The organism is Streptosporangium sp. NPDC006007, assembly GCF_040614315.1.
Taxonomy (GTDB): Bacteria; Actinomycetota; Actinomycetes; order Streptosporangiales; family Streptosporangiaceae; genus Streptosporangium.
Window position 1 is genome coordinate 51,500 of the sequence record NZ_JBEXUG010000005.1, and the last position, 20,206, is coordinate 71,705.

A 20,206-nucleotide genomic window follows, 5' to 3' on the forward strand; every position below is an offset into this window, starting at 1 on the left:
TGTGCGCGGTCATCCGTGCCCGGCCATCCGCTCACGGTCGCCCGCACGCGTCTGTGCGTGTCTGTGCGCGATCAAGACGGCCGGGCCGTGACAAGACGATCGCGTAGCCGGCCGCCCTTAGTAGCGCCACCTGTAGCAGGCCGCCCTTTTGGCCGGGTCGTTGTACTTCCAGCAGGGTTTCTGGGCGAAGGTGTGGGTGGACACGACGGTGCCTTCCGGCACGGTGCCGGCCGCGGCGGACTGGGCGGACATCGTCGCCGGGACGATGAGAGCGGCGGCCACCATCGCACCGGCGGCGAGAGCGTTTCTGAGCTCGATCATGAGAGATCACTCCATGTCGAATTGGTTGTGCCCCGGGCGATACCCGGGCCGACGAAAGGCCGAATCGGCGCCTCGAACGGAACCGGAACGGCCTCTAACCTGTTTTCCACGGTAACCGGAGGGGCTTCGACGGTCTTTCCAGGCAGGCCAAAGGCATCAATTCAACGGGATTAACTCTCCGGCGCACGACAGGCACGGAGGGGAGTCGCTTTCTTACATTCGGCTACATCTTCTCGCCGAACGCCCGTGGTCACCCCCGTGGAGACGACGTAAAGCACCATCCAGCACAGCGGTGCAGAACAAAAGGCACGACCACGTTTGAGCCCTTCGCCATACGCGTGGACGCCTTCCGACCGGTTCCGCGCCGTTTGAGCGCCCACCGCCGCCGACGTCTGAGGCGCTCAGCCGTTGCTCTGCGGGACGATCGGCCCCTCACTCGCCTGGACCAGCACGAAGCCCTGGCCCTGGAAGGCGAGCTGCGCGGCCTCGCCGCTCCCGCGCCCGATGAGCGCCCCGGCCTTGAAGGTGCGGTTGACGCCCACCTGAAGCCCGGCACTCCAGCAGACCGCGGACTGACTGTCGGCGAAGGTCGGCATGCGGGAGGTGTCGAGCAGCACCGGCGCGCCGTGCGCGGTGACCGCCACCCAGCCCGTGCCCCGGACCGTGGTGTTGAACAGCCCGCCGGTGGCGATGCCCGCGCCCTGCACCCGCTGGATGTCCCAGGTCAGCTGCGGGTCGAAGGCCAGAAGGTTGGTCCCGTTGACGGTGATCGCCTCGTCCTCAAGGTAGAACAGGTGCACGTCGTCGGCGTTGTCCGCGAGGAAGAGCATGCCCTGCCCGCGGACCCGCATCAGGGGCGCGCCCTCACCGGTGACCATCTTCTTCAGGAACCGCCCGACGCCGCCGGCCCCCTGGTAGTCGAACTCCATCTGCCCCTGGAAGGCGACCATCGATCCCTGACGCGCGAGCACCTCTCCGTTCAGCTGCACCCGGAGCATCTTGGCGTTCTGCAGGGCGAAATGGCCGGGAAGCCGGCCCTGGTCCAGGTTTCCGAAGAACGAGCTACGCACGGGGAGATGCCTTTCGATGTCAGAGAAATTACCGGTTGGAGGGGTCGCACAAGGAGTGACGAACAGTATGCCGGAGGAGTTCCACCCGGTGCCGGACACCTCGGCGACCGCCCGCTGTCCTCCCGGCCGTGGAAAGGCACAGCCCTCCCGCACCACCCCTCACACCGGTTCGGCCGGTTCCACCGGTTCGCGGGGAGGAAAAGGGCGAGTGAGCAGGGGCTCATGCCTATCGACAGGATCGGGATGGCGATCAATGATCGCTGATAACGCGACCGCCGCCGTGGCGTCGCCCCGTTCGAGGAGATCACGTGACCATCGAGACCCGCGAGATCGCCGTCTGGCTACTCGGCACCATCAAGCGCGAAGTCGCCGGCGCCGAGGCCCTCGCCGCGGAGACCGACCTCGTCACCGTCCTCGGTGAGAGGACCCTTGGCCCCGGAGGGGGTGAGAGGTTCATCGAGCACATCCGCTCCAACAGCGAGGCGAAGATCCGGATCGTCCAGATGTTCGACAGGAACCGTGCGGTCATCGACGAGTTGGAGGCTCGCATCCGGGCGGGGGCGAGTCTGACCGGCGGCGACGCCCAGGCCCTGGCCGTCGCCGCCATACGGGACGAGGTGCTGTCGGAGGCGGTCGTGGAGACCGCGTACGGCTACCGCCTCCGTCCCGGCTGGCGGGAGGAGTGGAGGCCGTGAGCTCCGGACGGGCCGCCGTCCGCCGTCGCCCGGCCGGATCCCACCTCAGCCCGGCCCGGCTAGGAGAAGGCGTAGCACTCCACCTCGGCGCGCCTGTGAGTCAGGCCGTCCGCCACCGACTCCTTCACGCACCGCTGCTCTCTCGGGCCGAGTTCCAGAAGGCCGCATACCGCGACGCCGGAGTATTCACGGCAGTCCAGGTTCGGATTCTCCGCCCCTACCCGGTAGTGGAGCCTGACCGTGGCCCGGCAGTCGGCGCGGCGCTGTGCGGTATTGGCGTACTTGCACTGGTCGAGGAGTGTTTCGTACTGCGATTCGCTGACCGTTGTCTTCTTGGTCACCTTGTCCACCTTGCTCATGGCCTGCACCATGGTTCCGGTGGCGGCCAACCCGGCCGCGGTGACGGTGAACAGCGCCGCGACGGCAATGATCCGTTTCATGATGACCCCCTTGGTGACCAGTATCCCCTACGGCGAAGAATGTTCCGGGGGCGGTGGGGGCCACCGGACAGGCGGGGATTCTCACGTCCCCGCGCAGGTCCGGGGCCTGATCTCCAGGTCCGTCACAGCGGGGGCGGCCCGGCGGGACGTGCCCGGGGGACATAGGGTTACGGAACCGCTCGACGGCCGGGGGCCGGTCTTCCCGATCGCGTGCGCGCCGCCGGGCGCACGCCGAGTGACGGACCGGGGAGGACCCGGGAAGGACGAGACATGGGCGAACGTCCCTATGTGCTGCTCAGCTGTGCGATGTCCGTGGACGGATACCTCGACGACGGCACCCCGGACCGGCTGCTGCTCTCCAACGACGAGGACTTCGACCGCGTCGACGCGGTGCGGGCCGGCTGCGACGCGATCCTGGTCGGGGCGGCCACCATCCGCCGCGACGATCCAAGACTCCTGGTCCGGTCCCCGATCAGGCAGCGGGAGCGGGTCGCGCGCGGCCTTCCGCCCTCCCCCGCCAAGGTGACGCTGAGCACGTCGGGGGAGCTCGACCCGGCGAGCCGTTTCTTCACCACGGGCGAGACCGCGAAGATCGTTTACGCCGCGTCGGCGGCGGTGGACGGGCTCGTCTCCCGGCTCGGCGAGAGCTGTACGGTGGTCGACGCCGGCGACCCTCCGGCTCTCGGCCGGGTGCTGTCCGATCTGGCCGGCCGCGGGGTGGGCCGGCTGATGGTCGAAGGTGGCGGATCGGTCCACACCCAGTTCCTGCTGGGGGGGCTGGCCGACGAGCTCCACCTCGTCGTCGCGCCGTTCTTCGTGGGAGATCCCGCCGCGCCGCGCTTCGTCCGGGGCGGCGCCTTCCCGCGGAGCTCCCGGCGGCCCATGAGGCTGGCGGACGTCCGGCGCATGGGCGACGTCGTCCTCCTGCGATACCTGCTGTCCTGACCCCTCGGGGACGGGAACGCTCACGCCGGAGGGATCCGGTCGACGCGGGGCAGTGTGCCGCGCCTCCCCCGGGAGACACCGGAAGGCAGGGTATGCACAGGCTCAAGGAGACCCGGGGAGAACCGTTGAACGACCACGACTGGCTGCGGCTCGCGTGTGAGCTGGCCCTGCTCTGCCCGCCGTCCCCGGCGGCCTTCTCGGTGGGCGCCGTGGTGGTCGGCGCCGACGGGCGGGAGATCGCTCGCGGACACTCGCGGGAAGACGACCCCCGCGTGCACGCCGAGGAGGCCGCGCTCGCCAAGATCCTGCCGGGTGATCCCCGGCTGCCCGGCGCCACCGTCTACAGCAGCCTGGAGCCCTGTAGCCGTCGCGCCTCCCGCCCCCGGCCCTGCAGCCGGCTGATCGTGGACAGCGGCGTCCGGCGGGTCGTGCTGGCCTGGCGGGAGCCCCTGCTCTTCGCCGACTGTCACGGCGCCGAGGATCTCGCGGCGGCGGGGGTCACCGTGGTGGAGATCCCGGAGCTGGCGGAAGCCGCCCGGGAGCCGAACCTCCACCTCCTGTCCGGCGGCTCCGCTCGGTAAGGCCCGGCCTGACAGGGCGAGTTCCAGAGGCCGGCGGGGCACCCCGCCGGCTCCCCCGCCCCCGGTTCCGTTCCGTCCGGCTCCCAGTCCCGTCCGGCTCCGCGACCTCGGCCGCGTACGGCGGGCCGCCTCGGTGTCGAAGATGTCGAAGGGGTCGAGGTCCGGCAGCGGATCCCTCGGCGGTCTCGGTGATGGTGCCATGCCATCACCGGTACCCCGCGGCCCCCGCGAGGAACGGGTGCCGAGAGGCCTCGTGGCGGATCCGGGGACGTGGGAATGGATCCGGCCGGACGGCCCGGATCCCGGCCGTACGCCCCCCGGCCCCGGGCGGGACCTCGGCGAGCCGGGGCGGCCGCTGGAGACCGGGTGGCGTCTGGAGGATTCTTGGTGTGAAATATGTTTAGCTAGAGCGAACAGTGCGGCCGTGCCGCTCGATGGAGGAGGACCGCGGGTGAGCATGTCGGAGCACCGGAACGCCGAGGGGCCGGACCACCACGGTGCCGTCGGCGCCCGGATGCGGCGGTTCCGCAAGGAGCGCGGCCTGACCCTGCGCGGCCTCGCCACCCATTCGGGGCTCTCGATCGGCTTCCTGTCCCAGGTCGAGCGGGGCATCTCCTCAATCGGCCTGACCGCCCTGAACAGCGTGGCCGCGGCACTCGACCGGAGCGTGGCCGAGTTCTTCAGCGACGAGCCCGCCGAGGGGGCGGAGAGACCGGCCACGGTCTCCCCGCTGCCGAGCCACTTCACCCTCACCCGCTCGGCGACCGCGGCCACCGAGTACATGTCGGGTCAGCAGACCTACCGCATGCTCTCGGCCCGGGGGCCGAACCTCGTCCTGGAACCGCTGCTGGTGCGCATCGCCCCCGGAGGCAGGCGCGAGGACGCCTACGGCCACGCGGGCGAGGAGTTCGCCTTCGTGCTGGAGGGCGAGCTGCTCTACGAGGTCGACGGCGTCGAGCACCGGCTGTACCCGGGCGACAGCGTGCACCTGAGGTCGACCGTGCCGCACAGCATGTTCAACGACACCGACCGGGTCACCACGGTCGTGTCGGTGGTGACCCCCCGGCTGTTCTGACCTCGCCCTCATCACCGGCCCGGCCTCACCGCCTGCGCAGCAGCCCGGCCGTCACCCCGACGGCCGCCAGCGCGCCCAGCGCGACCGCGACGACCGCCCGGCGCTGGCGGGTGATCCGCCGCTGGACCTCGGCGTACGGCACGGTGCTGAACGACACCAGCTCGTAGCGGGACACGTAGCGGCCGGGCAGCAGTCGCTCCAGGCCGTGCTCGATCCGCTTCTGCAGCAGGAACGACCGGGAGGCGACCTTGTCCCGCATCTCGACGAAGTTCTCCAGCGCCAGCTCGGCGATGGTGTCGGCGTGCTCCTTTCTGCGGGAGCCGTACAGGGCCAGGGCCTCGGGGAAGTCGTCCCCGGTCTCCTCCAGGCACCGGTCGAGCTCCACGCAGTCCTCGAAGCCGCAGTTGGCGCCCTGGCCGTAGAAGGGGACGACGGCGTGGGCCGCGTCGCCGAGCAGGCCGACCACCGCGTCGGCGCCGCGCGCGTGCCAGGGGTAGGCCCGCATCGTGACCAGGTGGCCGATCGGGTTGTGGGTGTAGTCGTCGGCGAGGTCGGGCATGAGCGCGCGGGCGTCGGCGTAGTTGGCGGCGAAGAACTCCTCGAACCGCTCGGCGGTGTCCAGCTCGTCGAAGCTGCCCGGCCCGGACTTGGGCCAGAAAAGCGTGCAGGTGAAGGAGCGGTCCGGGTTGGGCAGGGCGATCATCATGGCCTGGCCGCGCGGCCAGATGTGCAGGGCGCCGGGGTCGAGGGCGAACTCGCCGTCGCGGGCCGGGATGGTGAGTTCCTTGTAGCCGTAGTCGAGGAAGTCCTGGCTGAAGTCGAAGCCGGGCAGGAACTGCAGCCGGCCGCGGACCGCGCTGTAGGCGCCGTCGGCGGCGAGCACGATCTGGGCGCTCCGCTGAACGGGGCCGTCCGGCGTGTCGAAGTCCATCAGGCCCGAGTCCACGTCGAGGCCGGTGAGCCGGTGCTCGAAGCGGGCCCGCACACCGGGCAGGGCGAGTGCCCCCTCCAGCATGGTGCGGTTCAGCTCGGAACGGCTGATGGAGTTGATCGCCCGCTGCCCGTCGGCGCTGTACGGCTGGAAGCTCAGCGTGCCGTCGGGGGCGTGCATCATCCGCCCGGGCATCGGCAGCGCGGCCTTCATGACGGCCTCGTCCAGTCCGACCCGGCGCAGCGCGTCGAGTCCCCGTTCGGAGAGCGCCAGGTTGATCGAACGTCCCCGTTCGGCGGTGGCCGACCGAGGGTCGGACCTGCGCTCGTACAGGGTGACCTGGTATCCGCGGCGGGCCAGGAAACAGGCCGTCAGGCAGCCGACCAGGCCGGCGCCGACCACCGCGACCTCTTGGGGGGCTCTCATGGCCGGCTCATCTCCCCGGCGGGGGGCGTGGACCGCCCGCCGGCAGTCGTGGAACGGGTGAGGGGCGGGGGGAGGACGGGGCGGGCGGAGGCCGTGGCGGTCACATCGCCGTCCTGGCGGACCAGAGCTCGGGGAAGACCTCGCGGCGCAGGCTGCGTTCGAGCCAGCTCACCCCGCTGGATCCACCGGACCCCGGCTTGGCGCCCATGGATCTGCGCACCGCCATGAGGTGCCGGTAGCGCCAGTCGGAGAACCGCTCCGACAGGTCGGTGAGGGCCTCGCCGAGGATCCACAGCTCCTCCCCCGGCCCCTGCTCGGCGTAGATCCTGACCCAGGCCGCCTCGACCAGCGGGCTGGGAGCGTACTCGGCCGCCGGATCCTGCCCGCGGGGGATCTCAAATCCCCTCCTGGCCAGCAGGGACAGCACGCTGTCGTACAGGCTCGGCCGGTTCAGCGCCTCGACCAGCTCCTGGTAGACCTTCGGGGTCCGGCGGTGCGGGCGCGTCAGCGCCTCCGACTTGTTCCCCAGCAGGAACTCCAGGTGCCGGTACATCGACGACTGGAACCCGGACGCCTCGCCCAGCTCGTCGCGGAAGGAGTTGAACTGGGCGGGGGTCAGCCAGCCGAGCGCCCCCCAGGCCGCGTTGAGCGCCTCGAAGTGGCGCACGCTGCGGCCGATCGCCGTGGTGGCCGCGGTCACCTGGTCGGCGTCCAGCAGCCGCTGGGTCAGCGTCCACTCCGACCGGATCAGCCCGAAGTAGAGCTCCATGACCTGGGTGGTCACCAGGAAGGCCAGCTCCTCGGGGGCGTCGGTGACCGGCCGCTGAAGGCCGTGCAGCACCGCGGTGCCGACGTATTCGTCGTACGGGGTGCCGGTCTCGAACTCCAGGGTGGGCAGCCCCCGGTTGGCGACCGCCCGGTCGGCCCGTTCCCGCCCGCCGACCGTTTTGACCCTGTCGGCCACCGGGCCCCTGGCACGCCTGCTCGTCATGTCGCCTCCTTCGTCCGGTTCCATGTTCACCCATACAGAATTTTTGTGAAATCAGGAACGTGAGGCGATTCGGGCCCTTGACTTTTCATCCGGAAGGTTCTGGCCGGTTCGGGTTTCGATGTGACCGACCGTCACCCCGCCCCGCTCACCCGGCGCCCGCCGGGGCGCCTCCGCCCGGTGCGCGGTTCAGCAGCGGCAGTACGGCGGTGCCCAGCAACTCCACGCCTCCGTCGTCGGTGAGGCCGTGCGGCGTGCCGAACTCCACCCGCCGCACGCCCGCGTCGATGAGGGCCTGGGCCTGCGCGGCGACCTGCTCGGGGTCGCCGGAGAAGGCGAACAGGTCGAGCAGGTCGTCGGGGATCAGCCGTCCGGCGGCCTCGTGCCGTCCGGAGTCGACCCGCTCCTTGACCCGGGCCAGCAGGTCGGCGGGGATCTCCACGGTGGGGTCGAGGCCGGCGACCACCGCGAGGTACATGGCGACCTCGGTCCGTGCTCTCGCCCTGGCCGCGGCCCCGTCGGTGTCGACCACGGTCACCGCGCCGAGCACCACGCCGACCTCGGCGGGGTCGCGCCCGGCCGCCGCCGCGCCGTGCCCGAGCCGCTCGCGGATCACCGCGACCATGGCGGGGTTGGCGCTGCCGCCCACCTTGATCTCGTCGGCGATCCGCCCGGCCAGCGCCGCGCCCTTCGGCCCCCAGGCGCCGAGCAGCAGCGGCGGACGCGGCCGGTGCGCCGGGTAGCGCAGCCGGGTGCCGGGGGCGAGCCGGAACATCCGCCCCTCGAACCCGTCCGGATCTCCGCCCAGCAGCCGGTAGACCACCTCGGCCGCCTCCGCCAGCGCGGTCAGCGGCCGGGGCTGGGCGATGCCGACGGCGCCGAGCCAGGTGCCCCGCGCCAGGCCGAGATAGGCCCTGCCGCGCGAGGCCAGGTCAAGGGCCGCCAGCTGCCCGGCGATCTCGTACGGCGCCGCCGAGTAGGGGTTGAGGCAGGCGGCGCCGAGCCGTACCCGCTCGGTGGCGGCGGCCATCTCCAGCAGCGGGAAGATCGGCGGCTGGTACATCAGGTCGCCGAACACGCTCAGCACGTCGAAGCCGTGTCCCTCGGCGCGGCGGGCGAGGCGCGCGTAGTCGCCGGCCCGCTTGTCGCTCTGCAGGCCGAGGCCGATCTCGGCAGCGGTCATCGGAGACCCCCTCTCAGGTCAGGTTGGCGGAGTTCATCCGGCGGCGGCGGGTCCGCTCGACCCGCATCACCAGCCTCTCCTCCGGGTCGGGGCAGCAGAACAGGGAGTCTCGCGCCAGCCAGTCGCCCTCGGCGAGGTCACGCTGCTTGGCCGCCAGGAACGGCAGGACCGCGGCGAGCGCGTACACGCAGAAGTGCTTGCCGTCGGGCAGCCGCAGGTGGGCGCTCCGCTCCAGTTCGAACCAGTCGCCTACCTCCATGCCGCAGACGGACCGGCCCTCGATGCGGTCGACCACGACCCGCAGGTCGTACAGCTCCATGTCGCCGTCTTCCACGGTGACGCCTCCTTCGGCCCCGTCCGGACCATGATCTTTCCTGTCGTACGTCCTGCCGTACGGCGGAGCCCGCCGGGCCCCGGCGGGGCGTCCCACCCGCCGCCCCGCCCGGCATCACACCCGGTATCCCTCCCCCGAGCCCCGCCGGCGGTCCCACCCGTCTGCCGCCCCCGCCCCGCCTACCGCCCGAGCAGTTCGGAGTGGTGGTGAACGATGAGCCAGTCGCCGCCCACCCGCCGCAGCACGTCGGTCACCCGGCTCCGCTGGACCGGGCCTTCCGGAGGTTCCGCGACGAGCAGGTAGCGGGCGACCCCTGCGTCGTCCCACACGTCGATCCGCTTGTCCTCCGCGGACAGCCGGGTGAGGGCCGGGCGGGCGCCGGAGCGGTCGCGGCCCTCACGGTAGGCGTCCAGCTCGGCGCGGGTGCGCAGCGGGCCCGGCAGGTGCGTCTCCCAGGTGGTGACCTCGGTGTGCAGGTGACCGTCGAAGCGGTCGCGGTCCGCCGCGAGGAACGCGTCGTACATGTCGTCGATGCCCGCGGCGATCGCCTCGGCATCGGCCCCCGCCGCCCCGGTCGCGTTCCCGGCTCCGGTGGTCGTCTCGGTCACGGCGTCGATCCCACTCCCGGTGTCGGTGTCGGTGTCGTCCCCGGCCGCGGTTCCGTTCGCTGTGCCGGTCACGGTGTCGGTCACGGTCTCCCCCCTCCGGCCCGGTCGTCGCGGACGACCCGGCCCCCCTTCATCACCCAGCGGATCGTGCGGAAGGCCGACGTGGCGGCCAGCGGGTCGGCGTCCATGGCGACCAGGTCGGCGTACCGCCCGGCCTCGACGGTGCCGATGTCCCGCTCGGCGCCGAGCCAGCGCGCCGGGCCGAGGGTGCCCGCGTACAGCGCGCGGGCGGGGCCGAGACCGCCCTGCGACATGTACTCCAGCTCCCGCACCGTGGCGCTGGTCCCCTCGAAGCGCCAGAACGGCGGCATGTCGCTGCCCAGCAGCACCTCCACCCCCGCGGCGAGGGCCATGGCGTAGCTCTCAAGGTGCCGGGGGCCGGCGCCGAGCGAGCGGCACTGCATCCACTCGGGCACGCCGAGCTCGTCGAAGAACTCCTTGCACCGGGTGACCAGCAGGGTCGGCACCAGGGCTGTGCCCCGTTCGGCCATCTTCGCCGCGACCTCGGGGGTGAGCTGGTAGCCGTGCTCGACGCAGTCGAGGCCGAGCTCGACGGCCTCGGCGATCACCGCGGCCGGCCCGGCGTGCGCGGTGACCTTGCGTCCCCAGGCGTGCGCGGTGTTGAGCACCGCGATCATCTCCTCGGTGAACAGCTGCGGGGTCTCGATGCGTTCGTGCTCTCCGGCGATCCCGCCGGAGATCATCACCTTGACGAGGTCGGCGCCCGCCCTGATCTGGGTGCGGACGCCGCGCCGGAAGGCGTCGGCGCCGTCGCACTCCAGGGTGTCCGACGACTCGTGGCCGTGGCCTCCGGTGCAGACCAGCGCCTGCCCGGCGGTGAAGATACGCGGGCCACTCGCCCGGCCCGCCTCGATGGCGCGGCGCAGGGCGAAGTCGGCGTGGTCCTTCTCGGCGACGCACCGGACGGCGGTGACGCCGCAGTGCAGGGTGCGCCGGGCCCCGTCCGCCATGTAGAGGGCGAGCTCGTGCGGGGTGAACCCCTTGACGTTCTCCCCGCCCTGACCGGGCAGCGACAGCGACAGGTGGGTGTGCATGTTGACCAGCCCCGGTGTGAGGTAGGCGCCCTCCATGTCCAGCTCGGTGGCGCCGTCCGCCTGCCGCAGGACCTCCTCGCGAGGTCCTGCGAGCAGGATCCGCTCGCCCCTGACCAGAACCGCCGCGTCGGCGACCGGTTCCGCGCCGTCGGCCACCCGGCCGTCGGCCACGGTGCAGTTGACGATGACGACGTCACTCATCGGGCACCTCGACGCCGTAGATCTCCCGGGCGGCGGCCGGGGAGACGTATCCCTCGGCGACGTCCTGCCTGACCAGCTCGGGGTCACGGAGCCGGGGGGCGCCGTGCCCGCCGCCGCCGGCGGTGAGCAGCCTCACCCTGTCGCCGGCCTCGACCCTGGTCCGCCGGGTGCTGACCCGCTGCTCACGGTCGGTGCCGGGAAAAACGATCACCTGGTTGGGGTCGGGCTCCAGGCCGCCCTCCAGCGCCCAGGGCCTCGCCCTGGTCTTCTTGATCACCGACAGGAACTCGCCGGGGGTGACGAACCGGATGTCGCGCCGCAGGCCGACACCGCCGCGGAACCGCCCGGCGCCGCCGGAGTCCTCGCGCATCTCCATCCGCTCGAAGAACATCCCGGTCCGCGCCTCCAGCACCTCGATCGGGGTGATCCGGCCGGTGCTGCCCGAGACGTGGGTGGCGGCGTTCATCCCGTCGTGGGAGGGGGTCGCGCCCCAGCCGACCGGGTCGTTGTTGCTGACCGCGAACATCTGCCCGGTCTCGGGATGGACGCCGACCATCATGAAGCCCGGGACGTCCCCGCCGGAGGAGGCGGGCAGCCGGTCCGGCATCCCCTGCGCCAGCGCCTTCAGGATCAGCTCGACCGCGACGATGCCGGTCCAGAGGGTGAAGGTCGGCTGCGGGTAGACGGCGTGGAAGAGCGTGCCGGGTTCGGCCCGCACCCGCAGGGGGACCGTGGTGCCGAAGTTGGACGGCTCGTCCGGCGAGGTGAGCGACTTGAGGATGACCTTGCAGATCGCCTCGGTGGCGCCGAACGGCATGTTGATCGGGCCGCGCGTGGCGGGCGCCGAGCCGTCGAAGTCCACCGTGAACGTGCCGTCCGCGATGGTGACCGTGACCCGCATGAGGACCGGTTCGTCGGTGATGCCGTCGTCGTCCAGCCAGTCGGAGGCCGTCCACGACCCCTGCGGCAGCTCCGCGAGGGCGGCGCGGGTGCGCGCCTCGCCGTCCTCGACCATCCGCTGGACGGCGGCCTCCACGGTCGGGCGGCCGAACTTCTCCAGGATCTCCAGGAACCGGCGTTCACCGGTGCGCAACGCGGCGACCTGCGCGTTCAGGTCTCCGATCACCAGGTCCGGCATCCGCGAGTTGAACCTGATCAGCTCGATGATCTCCCGGTTCGGCCTGCCCTCCGAGAACACCTTGGTGCCGGGGAAGATCATCCCCTCCTGGTGCATGTCGGTGGAGTCCAGCACGTATCCCGGATCCTTGGCCCCGAGGTCCATCCAGTGCGCCCGCACGCAGAGGAACCCCACCAGCTCGGCACCCGTGAACACCGGGGCGAACAGCGTCGCGTCGTAGGCGTGCGCGGCGTTCCAGTAGGGGTAGTTCAGCAGCACCACGTCCCCCGGGCGCAGGTTCTCCCTGCCGACGTACTCCACCCCCTTGCGCAGGGAGAAGTCGTTGGCACCGAGGAAGAAGGTGAGCCCGGTGGCCTCGGCGATCAGCCGCAGGTCGGCGTCGTACATCGACATGCCGAAGTCGTGAACCTCGTAGATCACCGGGTTGAACGAGGTGCGGATCAGCGTGGCCCGCATCTCCTCGGCCGCCGCCAGCAGATAGCTGCGGACGACCTCGGCCGTGGCCCCGTCCAGTCGCTCGGTCATGACGCCTCCGTCAGTTTCACCAGGAGATAGCCGTGCTCGTCGACCTCGGCCCGCTGCCCGGAGGGCACCACGGTGGTCGAGGTTCCCTCGTCCACCAGGGCCGGGCCGTCGAAAACGTCACCGGGCTCCAGAAGGGCCCGGTCGTAGACGGCGAACGACGCCGTGCCGCGCGTGCCGAAGTCGTAGGCGTCCCTGTGCGAGAGCAGGGCCCGCGCCGCGTCGCCGTCGCCTCTCGGGCGCACCGGCAGCTCGGGCCGGTCGGTACGGCCGATGCCGCGTACCCGCAGGTTGAGGATCTGCAGCCGGTTGTCCATGGCGTGGCCGTACCGGGCCGTGTGGGTCTCCTCGAACGCCCGCCTGATCGCGTCCCTGTCGAGGTCGCGGCCCGCGGTGACGATGAGCGAGTGCTCCTGGCCCAGGTAGCGCAGCTCGAACTGACGCTCCAGGACCATGCGCGCGGCGGGCACCTGCTGCGCGGTCAGGGAGGCGACGGCCTCGGCCTCGACGCTCCTGAAGACCGCCTCCAGCCCGTCGAGGTCGGCGTCGTCGAGGGTGGCCGTCACCGTGCGGGAGAAGTCGTCGACGATGTCGGCGGTGAGCATGCCCCAGGCGGAGAAGCCGGACGGCGCGAAGGGCACGATGACCTCGCCGATCCCCATCTCCGCGGCCAGCAGCGGCGCGAGTAGCGGCCCGGCCCCGCCGAAGGCGAGCAGCGAGAAGCCCCGGGGGTCGTGTCCCCGCTCGACCGTGATCTGCCGTACCGCGCCGACCGTCTTGGCCAGCAGCACGTCGAAGACCCCGGCCGCTGCGGCCTCCAGGCTCAGCCCGAGCGGGCCGGCCACCTGCTCGTCGAGTGCCGCGCGGGCGGCGTCGGCCCGCAGCTCCATGGTCCCGGCCAGGAACCGGCCGGGATCCACGTAGCCGAGGACGACCGCCGCGTCGGTGACGGTGGGGCGTGTCCCGCCCCGGCCGTAGCAGACCGGGCCGGGGTCGGCGCCCGCGCTCTGCGGGCCCACCTTGAGCAGTCCGCGCTCCAGCCACGCGATCGAGCCCCCTCCGGCCCCGATCGTGCGGATGTCGTAGGTGGGGATCAGCAGCGGGAAGTGTTCGAGCTGCGCCTCGTAGGCGGCCACCGCGGAGCCGTTCTCGATCACGCAGGCGTCCAGCGAGGTGCCGCCGATGTCGAAGGTGAGCAGGTCGCGGCGGCCGAGGGCGGCGGCGATGTGCGCGGCGCCGACGATTCCGCCCGCCGGGCCCGACAGCACCGTGTGCGTCGGGGAGGTCTTGGCCACCGCCGACGTCATGGAGCCGCCGCCGGACCGCATGATCAGGAACCGCCCGTCGAAGCCCCGCTCGGCGAGCCCCTTCTCCAGCCGGTCCACGTACCTTTCGAAGATCGGCCGGATGTAGGCGTCGAGGACGGTCGTGCTGGTCCGCTCGTACTCGCGGTACTCCCGGACGATGTCGGTGGAGACCGACACGGTCACGCCGGGGCAGGTCTCGCGGATGACGCGGGCGGCCTCGCGCTCGTGGGAGGGGTCGAGGAAGGAGTGCAGGAAGCAGAGGGCGATGGAGACCACGCCCCGCTCCTCCACCAGAACGCGGGCGGCCTCCCGGACCCCCTCGACGTCCAGTTCCTCCACCACCCGGCCCCGGTGGTCGAGCCGCCCCCGGACCCCGGCGGTGTGGCGGCGCCGTACCAGGCTCTCGGGGCGCTCGTACTGGAAGTCGTACATGTGGTCGGCGGGCACGTTGCCCCGGCCGACCAGGAACACGTCGCGGAAGCCCTCGTTGGTGATGATCCCCGTCGGCTCACCCCGCCGCTCCAGGACCGCGTTGAGGCCGAGGGTGGTGCCGTGGATGAAGAGCTCCACCTCGGACAGGTCGGTGCCGAGGGCGGTGACCGCGTTGAGCACCCCCTCCCAGGGGTGGGCGGGGGTCGTCGAGGCTTTCCTGAAGCGCACCTCGTGGGTACGGGTGTCCAGCTCCATCGCGTCGACGAAGGTGCCGCCGATGTCGACGGCCAGCCGGATGTGCTTCGGGTCGGGCATGTCTGGTGTCACCTTTCGATCAGCGCGGGGATCTCGGCGGCGCGGTGGCAGGCGACCCGGCTCGCGCCGTGAGGGCGGAGCTCCTGCTCCCGCTCCCGGCATTCGGCGGTCGCGAAGGGGCAGCGCGGCGCGAGGGCGCACCCATCGGCGGCGTCCGCCTCCTCCAGGTCCTTGGTCAGCTCGACCCGGGGTCCGGTGAAACCGGCGCCCAGACTGGGGGCGCCGGACAGCAGCGCCCGGGTGTAGGGGTGGCGCGGGTTGCCGAAGACCTCGTCGACCGGGCCCTCCTCGACGATCCGCCCCAGGTAGAGCACCACGATCCGGTCGCAGAACCCGCGCACGGTGGCCAGGTCGTGGGAGATGAGAACCGATCCGCGCGAGCGGTCGCCGCTCACCTCGGCGATCACCTTCAGGATCTGCGCCTGCACGGTGACGTCGAGCGCGGAGGTCGGCTCGTCGAAGACGATGAGGTCGGGGTCGCCCACGAGCGCGCGGGCGATGCCGATCCGCTGCGCCTGGCCGCCGGAGAGCTCGTGCGGGCGCCGCCGCAGGATCGACGGGTCCAGCTCCATGCGCTCCAGCACCCGGGCGACGCGGACGGCCACCTCCCCGGCGGGCACCCCGGCGGCGCGCAGCGGCTCCCCGATCGCGTCCTCCACGGTACGGCGCGGGCTGAGCGACCCGACGGGGTCCTGGAAGACCATCTGGGCGCGGGTGCGCAGCCGGCGCAGCTTTCTGCCCCGCACCCGGGAGAGCGTACGGCCGGCCACCTCGACGTGGCCCCGCGAGGGGGCCACCAGGCCGAGCATCAGCCGGGCCAGGGTGCTCTTGCCGCACCCGCTCTCCCCGACGACGCCGAGGGTCTCCCCCGCGGCGACGCTGAGGCTGACCCCGCGCAGCGCGTGGTGACCGCCGCCGCCGAACCGGCTGCGGTAGACGACGTGCGCGTCCTCCACCCGCAGGACCTCCCCGCCGTCCCCGGCGTCCCCGCCGTCCCCGCCTTCCCCGGCGGACGTCCGGGAAGGCGAGGCCGGGGCGGCGGGCTCGACGACCGGGCCGGAGCGGGGGTGGAGGCAGGCGACCCGCCAGTCGTGCGCGAGATCGCCGGTCACCGGGCGTTCCCGCGTGCACGGTTCGGTCGCGTGCGCGCAGCGCGGCGCGAACGGGCAGGAGGACGGCGCCCGCCGGAGCAGCGGCATCGAACCCCGGGTGACGGCCACCGGCCGCCCGTCGATGTCGGGCACCGACCGCAGCAGCGCCCGCGTGTAGGGATGCGCGGGCTCGTTCAGCACCTGGGCCGCGGGCCCGGTCTCCACCACGGTGCCCGCGTACAGCACCACGACCCGGTCGCAGATCTCGGCGATCGAGGCGAGGTCGTGGGAGATCAGCAGGACCCCGCGTCCCTCGGCGTTCGCGGCGAGCCGGAACCGGCCCAGGATCTCCCTGGTGAGGGTCACGTCCAGCCCTGTGGTGGGCTCGTCGGCGATCAGCAGACCGGGGGCGCACCCCGTGGCGAGCGAGATCATGACCCGCTGCGCCATCCCGCCGGAGAGCTCGTGCGGGTACGCGGCCAGGCGCCGCCTCGGGCTCCGGATGCCGACCGACTCCAACAGCTCGGCCGCGGTCTCCCCCGCCTCACCGGAGGTCATGGCCCGGTGGGTGACCAGCCGGTCGACCAGCTGGCGGCCGACGGTACGGGTCGGGCTGAGCGCGCCGCGCGGGTTCTGGAAGCAGATCGCGGCGCCCTTCCCCCGGAACGCCTCCAGCTCGGAACGGTCCATCCTCAGCACGTCGGCGCCCTCGAAGAGCACCCGTCCGGTCGCCTGAGAGCCGCCGGGCAGCAGGCCGACGACGGAGCGGGCCACCATGCTCTTGCCGCCGCCGCTCTCCCCGACCAGGCCGACGACCTCGCCGGCGTCGACCCGCAGGTCGACCCCGCTCAGCGCGGCCACCTCCCGGCCCGGCCGGCGGATCACCACAAACAGGTCCTCGATGGACAGAAGCGTCATCGTCCGTCACCTTCCGGTGGAGTCGGCGCGTTCCTGCAGGCCCTCACCGAGGAGGCTGAAGCCCAGGACGCAGATGAGCAGGAAGAGGCCGGGCGGCACCGAGGTCCACCATCGGCCGGCGACGACGTCGCCGGTGCCGAGGCTGATCATCGCGCCCCACTCGGCGGTGGGGACCGGCACCCCGAGTCCGAGGAAGGAGAGGCCCGCCAGCGTGAGCATCGCCCAGCCGCAGTTCAGCGGTGCGATGACGCGCACGGGGGTGAGGCTGTTGGGCAGCACGTGCCGCCAGAGCACGACCCAGGACGACGAGCCCGAGGTGCGGGACGCCTCCACGAAGGGCAGCTCCCTGACCGAGCGCACCTCGGCCCGGACCAGCCGGGCGTAGGCGGGCGCGTTCACCAGGGCGATGACCGCGACCAGGTTGGCCGTGCCGCCGCCGAGCAGCGCGGCCACCGCGAGGGCCAGGATGAAGGTGGGAAACGCCTGGAAGACGTCGAGCACCCGCATCAGCACGTCGTCGGCCCAGCCACCCCGGTAGCCGGCGACCAGGCCGACCAGGCTGCCCGCGACGACGGCCACGGCGACGGCCGCGACCGCGATGCCGAGGTCGAGCCGGGCGGCGTGCAGGGCCCGGCTCCAGACGTCCATCCCGTTGAGGTCGGTGCCCAGCGGGTGGGCGCCGCCCGGCGGGGCGAGAGACGCGGCGGGGTCGATCTGCTCAGGACCCCAGGAGCTGAGCAGCGGCGCGAACAGGGCCGCCAGCACGACCAGGATCAGTACGGCCGAACCGGCCGTGATCAGGGACGACGCGAACCGGCCGCCCCCGCCGGTCTCCCGGACTCGTGCCACCTCGGCCATCAGATCCTCACTCTCGGGTCGAGGATCGCGTGGACCACGTCGGCGATCAGGAAGACCACCACGTAGAACAGCGCGATCACGAGCACCGACGCCTGCACGACCGGGTAGTCCCGGTAGAGCAGGCCCCTCAGCGCCCACTGGCCGAAGCCCTGCCAGGAGAAGACGTACTCCACGAGCACGGTCGAGCCGATGGCGAAGCCGAACACCAGGGCCGCCAGGGCGGGCAGCCGTACCAGGGCGGCGCGCAGCAGGTAGCCGCGGAGCAGCAGCCGGTCTCGCAGCCCGTGCGCGGCGGCGGCGGTGTACGCCTCGGAGCCCAGCACCTCCAGCGCCGAGGCCCGGACGCTCCGCAGCAGCGGCGCGACGATGACGATCACCAGCGTGGCCACCGGCAGCATGAGGTGTTCCAGCGCGGAGACGAACGCCGGACCGTTGGCCGTCAGGGCCGCGTCGAGCAGGTCGGCGCCGGTGAGCAGGCTCAGCTCGGTGTCGGGGTCGACGCGTCCGCTGGGCGCGGGGGCCCAGCCGAGGCCGTTGTAGACGACCAGGACCAGCACCAGGCCGAGCCAGAACTCCGGGACGGAGTTGCCGATCAGGGCCGCGACGCGGACGGTGTGGTCGCCGAACCGCCCGGCGTGCCGCGCCGACCAGATGCCGAGCACGGTGGCCACGACGAGCGCGACGGCCAGCGAGATGACCACGAGTTCCATGGTCGGCCCGATCCGCACGGCCATCTCGGAGCCCACCGGGGCACCGCTCTGGATCGAGGTGCCGAAGTCGCCGGTGAACAGTCCCCCCAGATAGTCGAGGAACTGCCGCCACAGGGGCTGGTCGAGCCCGAACCGCGCCCGGGCGGCCGCCGCGTCGGCCTCGGTGGCGTTGGGCCCGAGGATGGTCCGGATCGGGTCACCCGGCAGAACCCTGACGAGCAGGAAGGTCAGGACGGCCACCCCGGCGAGCACCGGGACGAGCTGGAGCAGCCGGGTGAGGAGGAAGCGGAGGATACGCATGACTCACGTGGCGATGTTCAGGTGGCGCAGCCGGGCGAGCCCGTCCATCGGCTGGACCCAGCCGGCCACCTCCTCACGCACCGGGAGGGTGAAGTTGGGCTGGCAGATCATGATCCACGGTATGTCCTCGGCCAGGATCTCCTGCACGCGCAGCCACAGCTTGGCGCGCTCGGCCTCGTCGACGACGGTGTGCGACCGCTTGAAGATCTTCTCGATCTCGGGGTTGCCGTAGTTGGAGTAGTTCAGGTTGGCGCCCTTGGTGAGGCTCGTACCGAGCATGTACTCCACGTCGTTGACCCAGAGCTCACCCACCGTGATCTGCAGCGGGATGTTCCTCTTCTCCCGGCGGCCGGCCAGCGTGGCGGGGTCGAGCGGGCTCAGTCTCAACTCGATGCCGGCCTTCCCGGCCTCGCTCTGCACAAGCACCGCGAGCTGCTGCTCCTCCTCGTTGTCGGCCTGGAAGACCAGCTCGGAGCCGACCTGGCCCTTGCCCGCGTCCGCCAGGGTCTGCTTGGCCTTGGCCAGGTCGTGGGTGTAGGGGTAGCCGGTCTCGGAGTAGCCGGGCATGTCCAGCGGGACGACGCTCCTGGACGGCCTGGCGTCGCCGCCGTAGACGTTGGCGATGATCTGCTCGTACGGCACGGCGTAGGCGAGCGCCCTGCGCACCGCGGGGTCGTCGAAGGGGGCGGTGGTCATCGACATCTGGATGGTGACCTGGCTGTTGCTCGGCGCGGAGATGACCTTGACGCCCTTGGTGGTCTTGAGGTCCTTGATGTCGCGGCGGCCGATGCCGAAGGCGATGTCGATGTCGCCGTTCTGCAGCTGGAGACGCTGGTTGGCGGCCGCGGGCACCACGGTGAGCCGGATCCTGGGGGCCTTGGCGCCGTCCGGGCCCGGGTAGGCCGGGTTGGCCGCCAGCACGATCTCCTGTCCCTGGGTGGCCTTCTCCACGTTGAAGTAGCCCCCGTTCGGGGCGTTCTTGGCGAACCACTCCTTGGCCCAGGGGTCGTCGGCGGTGGCGTGCCTCTTCGCCTCCTCGGAGTCGAAGACGTACAGCGAGATGGCCTGGATCTGGCGGGTCAGCGCGCTGGGGAACGCCTGCCGGAACCGCACGGTGTAGTCGTCCACCACCTCGACCTGGTCGGCCTCGGTGAGCCCGATCAGCCGGTAGACGCCGGCGACGTTGGCCTGCGCGGCGAAGGCCCGGTCCTTGGACCACTTGACGTCCTTGGCGGTCATCTCGTTGCCGCCGGCGAATTTGACGCCCCTGCGCAGCTTGAGGGTCCACACCTTGTTGTCGGCGTCGGGCTCGAAGGACTCGGCGAAGGTGGGGGCGATGGCCGAGGTGTCGAGGATCTGACCGCCGTCCACCGCGGTGACACCGTAGTCGATCATGTAGGGGAAGACGTTCTTGTGGAGCATCAGTGCGGTCAGGTCGAACCCGACGAAGTCCTGGTCCCAGCTGCTGGGATAGCCGCTCACCGCGATCCGGAGCGTCGAGGCGGCGGGGCCCTGCGAGGAGCCGCCCGAGCCGCCGGTGCCGGTGCCGGCCGCGCATCCACTCGCGAACAGCAGGGCGACGCCGCCGCCGAGCTGGAGCACGGAACGGCGGGACAGCGCCGGGGACCCCGAACCGTCCGGGCGGGAGAAGGCGGGCATGGCAGTCCTCCAGAGGCCGCGAAGAGTTGGGCCGCGCGGTGAG

General features: G+C 71.9%; 19 protein-coding genes. 4 read left to right on the top strand and 15 right to left on the bottom strand.

From position 1 onward, the window contains the following. Positions 1-117 precede the first annotated feature (117 nt). Together ABZ194_RS05840 and ABZ194_RS05845 are read right to left on the bottom strand one after the other, a co-directional pair. Entirely contained in the window at positions 118-321 is a 204-nt protein-coding gene (locus tag ABZ194_RS05840) for a hypothetical protein (RefSeq protein WP_355592762.1), read from the bottom strand. A 401-nt stretch (positions 322-722) separates the two neighbouring features. Further along, the gene (locus tag ABZ194_RS05845; protein ID WP_355592764.1) at positions 723-1,391 is read right to left on the bottom strand and encodes an AIM24 family protein; all 669 of its coding nucleotides are present in this window, start codon (positions 1,389-1,391) and stop codon (positions 723-725) included. Positions 1,392-1,699: 308 nt separating this feature from the next. Between ABZ194_RS05845 and ABZ194_RS05850 the strand changes: the two genes are divergently transcribed. Continuing rightward, positions 1,700-2,086, top strand: coding sequence for a hypothetical protein (locus tag ABZ194_RS05850; protein WP_355592766.1), 387 nt, complete (start codon positions 1,700-1,702; stop codon positions 2,084-2,086). Between the two features lie 59 nt (positions 2,087-2,145). On the opposite strand, the gene ABZ194_RS05855 is transcribed toward ABZ194_RS05850, so the two are convergent. Beyond that, positions 2,146-2,526: a hypothetical protein gene (locus ABZ194_RS05855; protein ID WP_355592768.1), complete on the bottom strand. Its 381-nt coding sequence runs from the start codon at positions 2,524-2,526 to the stop codon at positions 2,146-2,148. Between the two features lie 270 nt (positions 2,527-2,796). Between ABZ194_RS05855 and ABZ194_RS05860 the strand changes: the two genes are divergently transcribed. The 3 genes from ABZ194_RS05860 to ABZ194_RS05870 all read left to right on the top strand — a co-directional run bounded on the left by ABZ194_RS05860 (position 2,797) and on the right by ABZ194_RS05870 (position 5,127). Continuing rightward, a complete protein-coding gene (locus ABZ194_RS05860) occupies positions 2,797-3,471 on the top strand; it encodes a dihydrofolate reductase family protein (protein ID WP_355592770.1) in 675 nt (224 codons plus the stop codon). 92 nt (positions 3,472-3,563) lie between these two features. After that, on the top strand, positions 3,564-4,052 hold the full coding sequence (locus ABZ194_RS05865; protein ID WP_355592772.1) for a deaminase: 489 nt from the start codon (positions 3,564-3,566) through the stop codon (positions 4,050-4,052). 457 nt (positions 4,053-4,509) lie between these two features. Continuing rightward, positions 4,510-5,127 (top strand): cupin domain-containing protein, encoded by a 618-nt coding sequence (locus ABZ194_RS05870; RefSeq protein WP_355592774.1) that lies wholly within the window; start codon positions 4,510-4,512, stop codon positions 5,125-5,127. Positions 5,128-5,152: 25 nt separating this feature from the next. Here ABZ194_RS05870 and ABZ194_RS05875 read toward each other — a convergent pair whose 3' ends face one another. The 12 genes from ABZ194_RS05875 to ABZ194_RS05930 form a co-directional block, all read right to left on the bottom strand. Next, entirely contained in the window at positions 5,153-6,484 is a 1,332-nt protein-coding gene (locus ABZ194_RS05875) for an NAD(P)/FAD-dependent oxidoreductase (RefSeq protein ID WP_355592776.1), read from the bottom strand. 100 nt (positions 6,485-6,584) lie between these two features. After that, positions 6,585-7,475 carry a tryptophan 2,3-dioxygenase family protein gene (locus tag ABZ194_RS05880; RefSeq protein ID WP_355592778.1) on the bottom strand — a complete coding sequence of 297 codons (891 nt, stop codon included), beginning with the start codon at positions 7,473-7,475 and terminating at the stop codon, positions 6,585-6,587. A 145-nt stretch (positions 7,476-7,620) separates the two neighbouring features. Then, on the bottom strand, positions 7,621-8,655 hold the full coding sequence (locus ABZ194_RS05885) for an LLM class flavin-dependent oxidoreductase (RefSeq protein WP_355592780.1): 1,035 nt from the start codon (positions 8,653-8,655) through the stop codon (positions 7,621-7,623). A gap of 13 nt (positions 8,656-8,668) precedes the next feature. Next, on the bottom strand, positions 8,669-8,989 hold the full coding sequence (locus ABZ194_RS05890; RefSeq protein ID WP_355592782.1) for a TIGR04076 family protein: 321 nt from the start codon (positions 8,987-8,989) through the stop codon (positions 8,669-8,671). A 179-nt stretch (positions 8,990-9,168) separates the two neighbouring features. Beyond that, complete coding sequence (locus ABZ194_RS05895) at positions 9,169-9,681, bottom strand: DUF4440 domain-containing protein (RefSeq protein WP_355592784.1); 513 nt, start codon at positions 9,679-9,681, stop codon at positions 9,169-9,171. Beyond that, positions 9,678-10,913, bottom strand: coding sequence for an amidohydrolase family protein (locus tag ABZ194_RS05900; protein WP_355592786.1), 1,236 nt, complete (start codon positions 10,911-10,913; stop codon positions 9,678-9,680). The genes ABZ194_RS05895 and ABZ194_RS05900 overlap by 4 nt, the downstream gene beginning before the upstream one ends. Continuing rightward, positions 10,906-12,576: a hydantoinase B/oxoprolinase family protein gene (locus ABZ194_RS05905; protein WP_355592788.1), complete on the bottom strand. Its 1,671-nt coding sequence runs from the start codon at positions 12,574-12,576 to the stop codon at positions 10,906-10,908. Before ABZ194_RS05905 ends, ABZ194_RS05900 begins: the two co-directional genes overlap by 8 nt. After that, entirely contained in the window at positions 12,573-14,627 is a 2,055-nt protein-coding gene (locus ABZ194_RS05910; protein ID WP_355592790.1) for a hydantoinase/oxoprolinase family protein, read from the bottom strand. The genes ABZ194_RS05905 and ABZ194_RS05910 overlap by 4 nt, the downstream gene beginning before the upstream one ends. An 8-nt stretch (positions 14,628-14,635) precedes the next feature. Further along, positions 14,636-16,636, bottom strand: coding sequence for an ABC transporter ATP-binding protein (locus tag ABZ194_RS05915; protein WP_355592792.1), 2,001 nt, complete (start codon positions 16,634-16,636; stop codon positions 14,636-14,638). A 6-nt stretch (positions 16,637-16,642) separates the two neighbouring features. After that, positions 16,643-17,494: an ABC transporter permease gene (locus ABZ194_RS05920; protein WP_355592794.1), complete on the bottom strand. Its 852-nt coding sequence runs from the start codon at positions 17,492-17,494 to the stop codon at positions 16,643-16,645. Next, complete coding sequence (locus tag ABZ194_RS05925; RefSeq protein WP_355592796.1) at positions 17,494-18,504, bottom strand: ABC transporter permease; 1,011 nt, start codon at positions 18,502-18,504, stop codon at positions 17,494-17,496. Before ABZ194_RS05925 ends, ABZ194_RS05920 begins: the two co-directional genes overlap by 1 nt. 3 nt (positions 18,505-18,507) lie before the next feature. After that, positions 18,508-20,163, bottom strand: a complete 1,656-nt coding sequence (locus tag ABZ194_RS05930; protein ID WP_355592798.1) for an ABC transporter substrate-binding protein — start codon at positions 20,161-20,163, stop codon at positions 18,508-18,510. Positions 20,164-20,206 lie beyond the last annotated feature (43 nt).

What these genes read in the sequence shown, in the direction of transcription:
- ABZ194_RS05855 (WP_355592768.1), bottom strand. Translation starts at nt 2,526, where the DNA reads ATGAAACGGATCATTGCCGTCGCGGCGCTGTTCACCGTCACCGCGGCC.
- ABZ194_RS05925 (WP_355592796.1), bottom strand. Translation starts at nt 18,504, where the DNA reads ATGCGTATCCTCCGCTTCCTCCTCACCCGGCTGCTCCAGCTCGTCCCG.
- ABZ194_RS05840 (WP_355592762.1), bottom strand. Translation starts at nt 321, where the DNA reads ATGATCGAGCTCAGAAACGCTCTCGCCGCCGGTGCGATGGTGGCCGCC.
- ABZ194_RS05910 (WP_355592790.1), bottom strand. Translation starts at nt 14,627, where the DNA reads ATGCCCGACCCGAAGCACATCCGGCTGGCCGTCGACATCGGCGGCACC.
- ABZ194_RS05860 (WP_355592770.1), top strand. Translation starts at nt 2,797, where the DNA reads ATGGGCGAACGTCCCTATGTGCTGCTCAGCTGTGCGATGTCCGTGGAC.
- ABZ194_RS05920 (WP_355592794.1), bottom strand. Translation starts at nt 17,494, where the DNA reads ATGGCCGAGGTGGCACGAGTCCGGGAGACCGGCGGGGGCGGCCGGTTC.
- ABZ194_RS05880 (WP_355592778.1), bottom strand. Translation starts at nt 7,475, where the DNA reads ATGACGAGCAGGCGTGCCAGGGGCCCGGTGGCCGACAGGGTCAAAACG.
- ABZ194_RS05905 (WP_355592788.1), bottom strand. Translation starts at nt 12,576, where the DNA reads ATGACCGAGCGACTGGACGGGGCCACGGCCGAGGTCGTCCGCAGCTAT.
- ABZ194_RS05870 (WP_355592774.1), top strand. Translation starts at nt 4,510, where the DNA reads ATGTCGGAGCACCGGAACGCCGAGGGGCCGGACCACCACGGTGCCGTC.
- ABZ194_RS05885 (WP_355592780.1), bottom strand. Translation starts at nt 8,655, where the DNA reads ATGACCGCTGCCGAGATCGGCCTCGGCCTGCAGAGCGACAAGCGGGCC.
- ABZ194_RS05900 (WP_355592786.1), bottom strand. Translation starts at nt 10,913, where the DNA reads ATGAGTGACGTCGTCATCGTCAACTGCACCGTGGCCGACGGCCGGGTG.
- ABZ194_RS05865 (WP_355592772.1), top strand. Translation starts at nt 3,564, where the DNA reads ATGCACAGGCTCAAGGAGACCCGGGGAGAACCGTTGAACGACCACGAC.
- ABZ194_RS05915 (WP_355592792.1), bottom strand. Translation starts at nt 16,636, where the DNA reads ATGACGCTTCTGTCCATCGAGGACCTGTTTGTGGTGATCCGCCGGCCG.
- ABZ194_RS05930 (WP_355592798.1), bottom strand. Translation starts at nt 20,163, where the DNA reads ATGCCCGCCTTCTCCCGCCCGGACGGTTCGGGGTCCCCGGCGCTGTCC.
- ABZ194_RS05875 (WP_355592776.1), bottom strand. Translation starts at nt 6,484, where the DNA reads ATGAGAGCCCCCCAAGAGGTCGCGGTGGTCGGCGCCGGCCTGGTCGGC.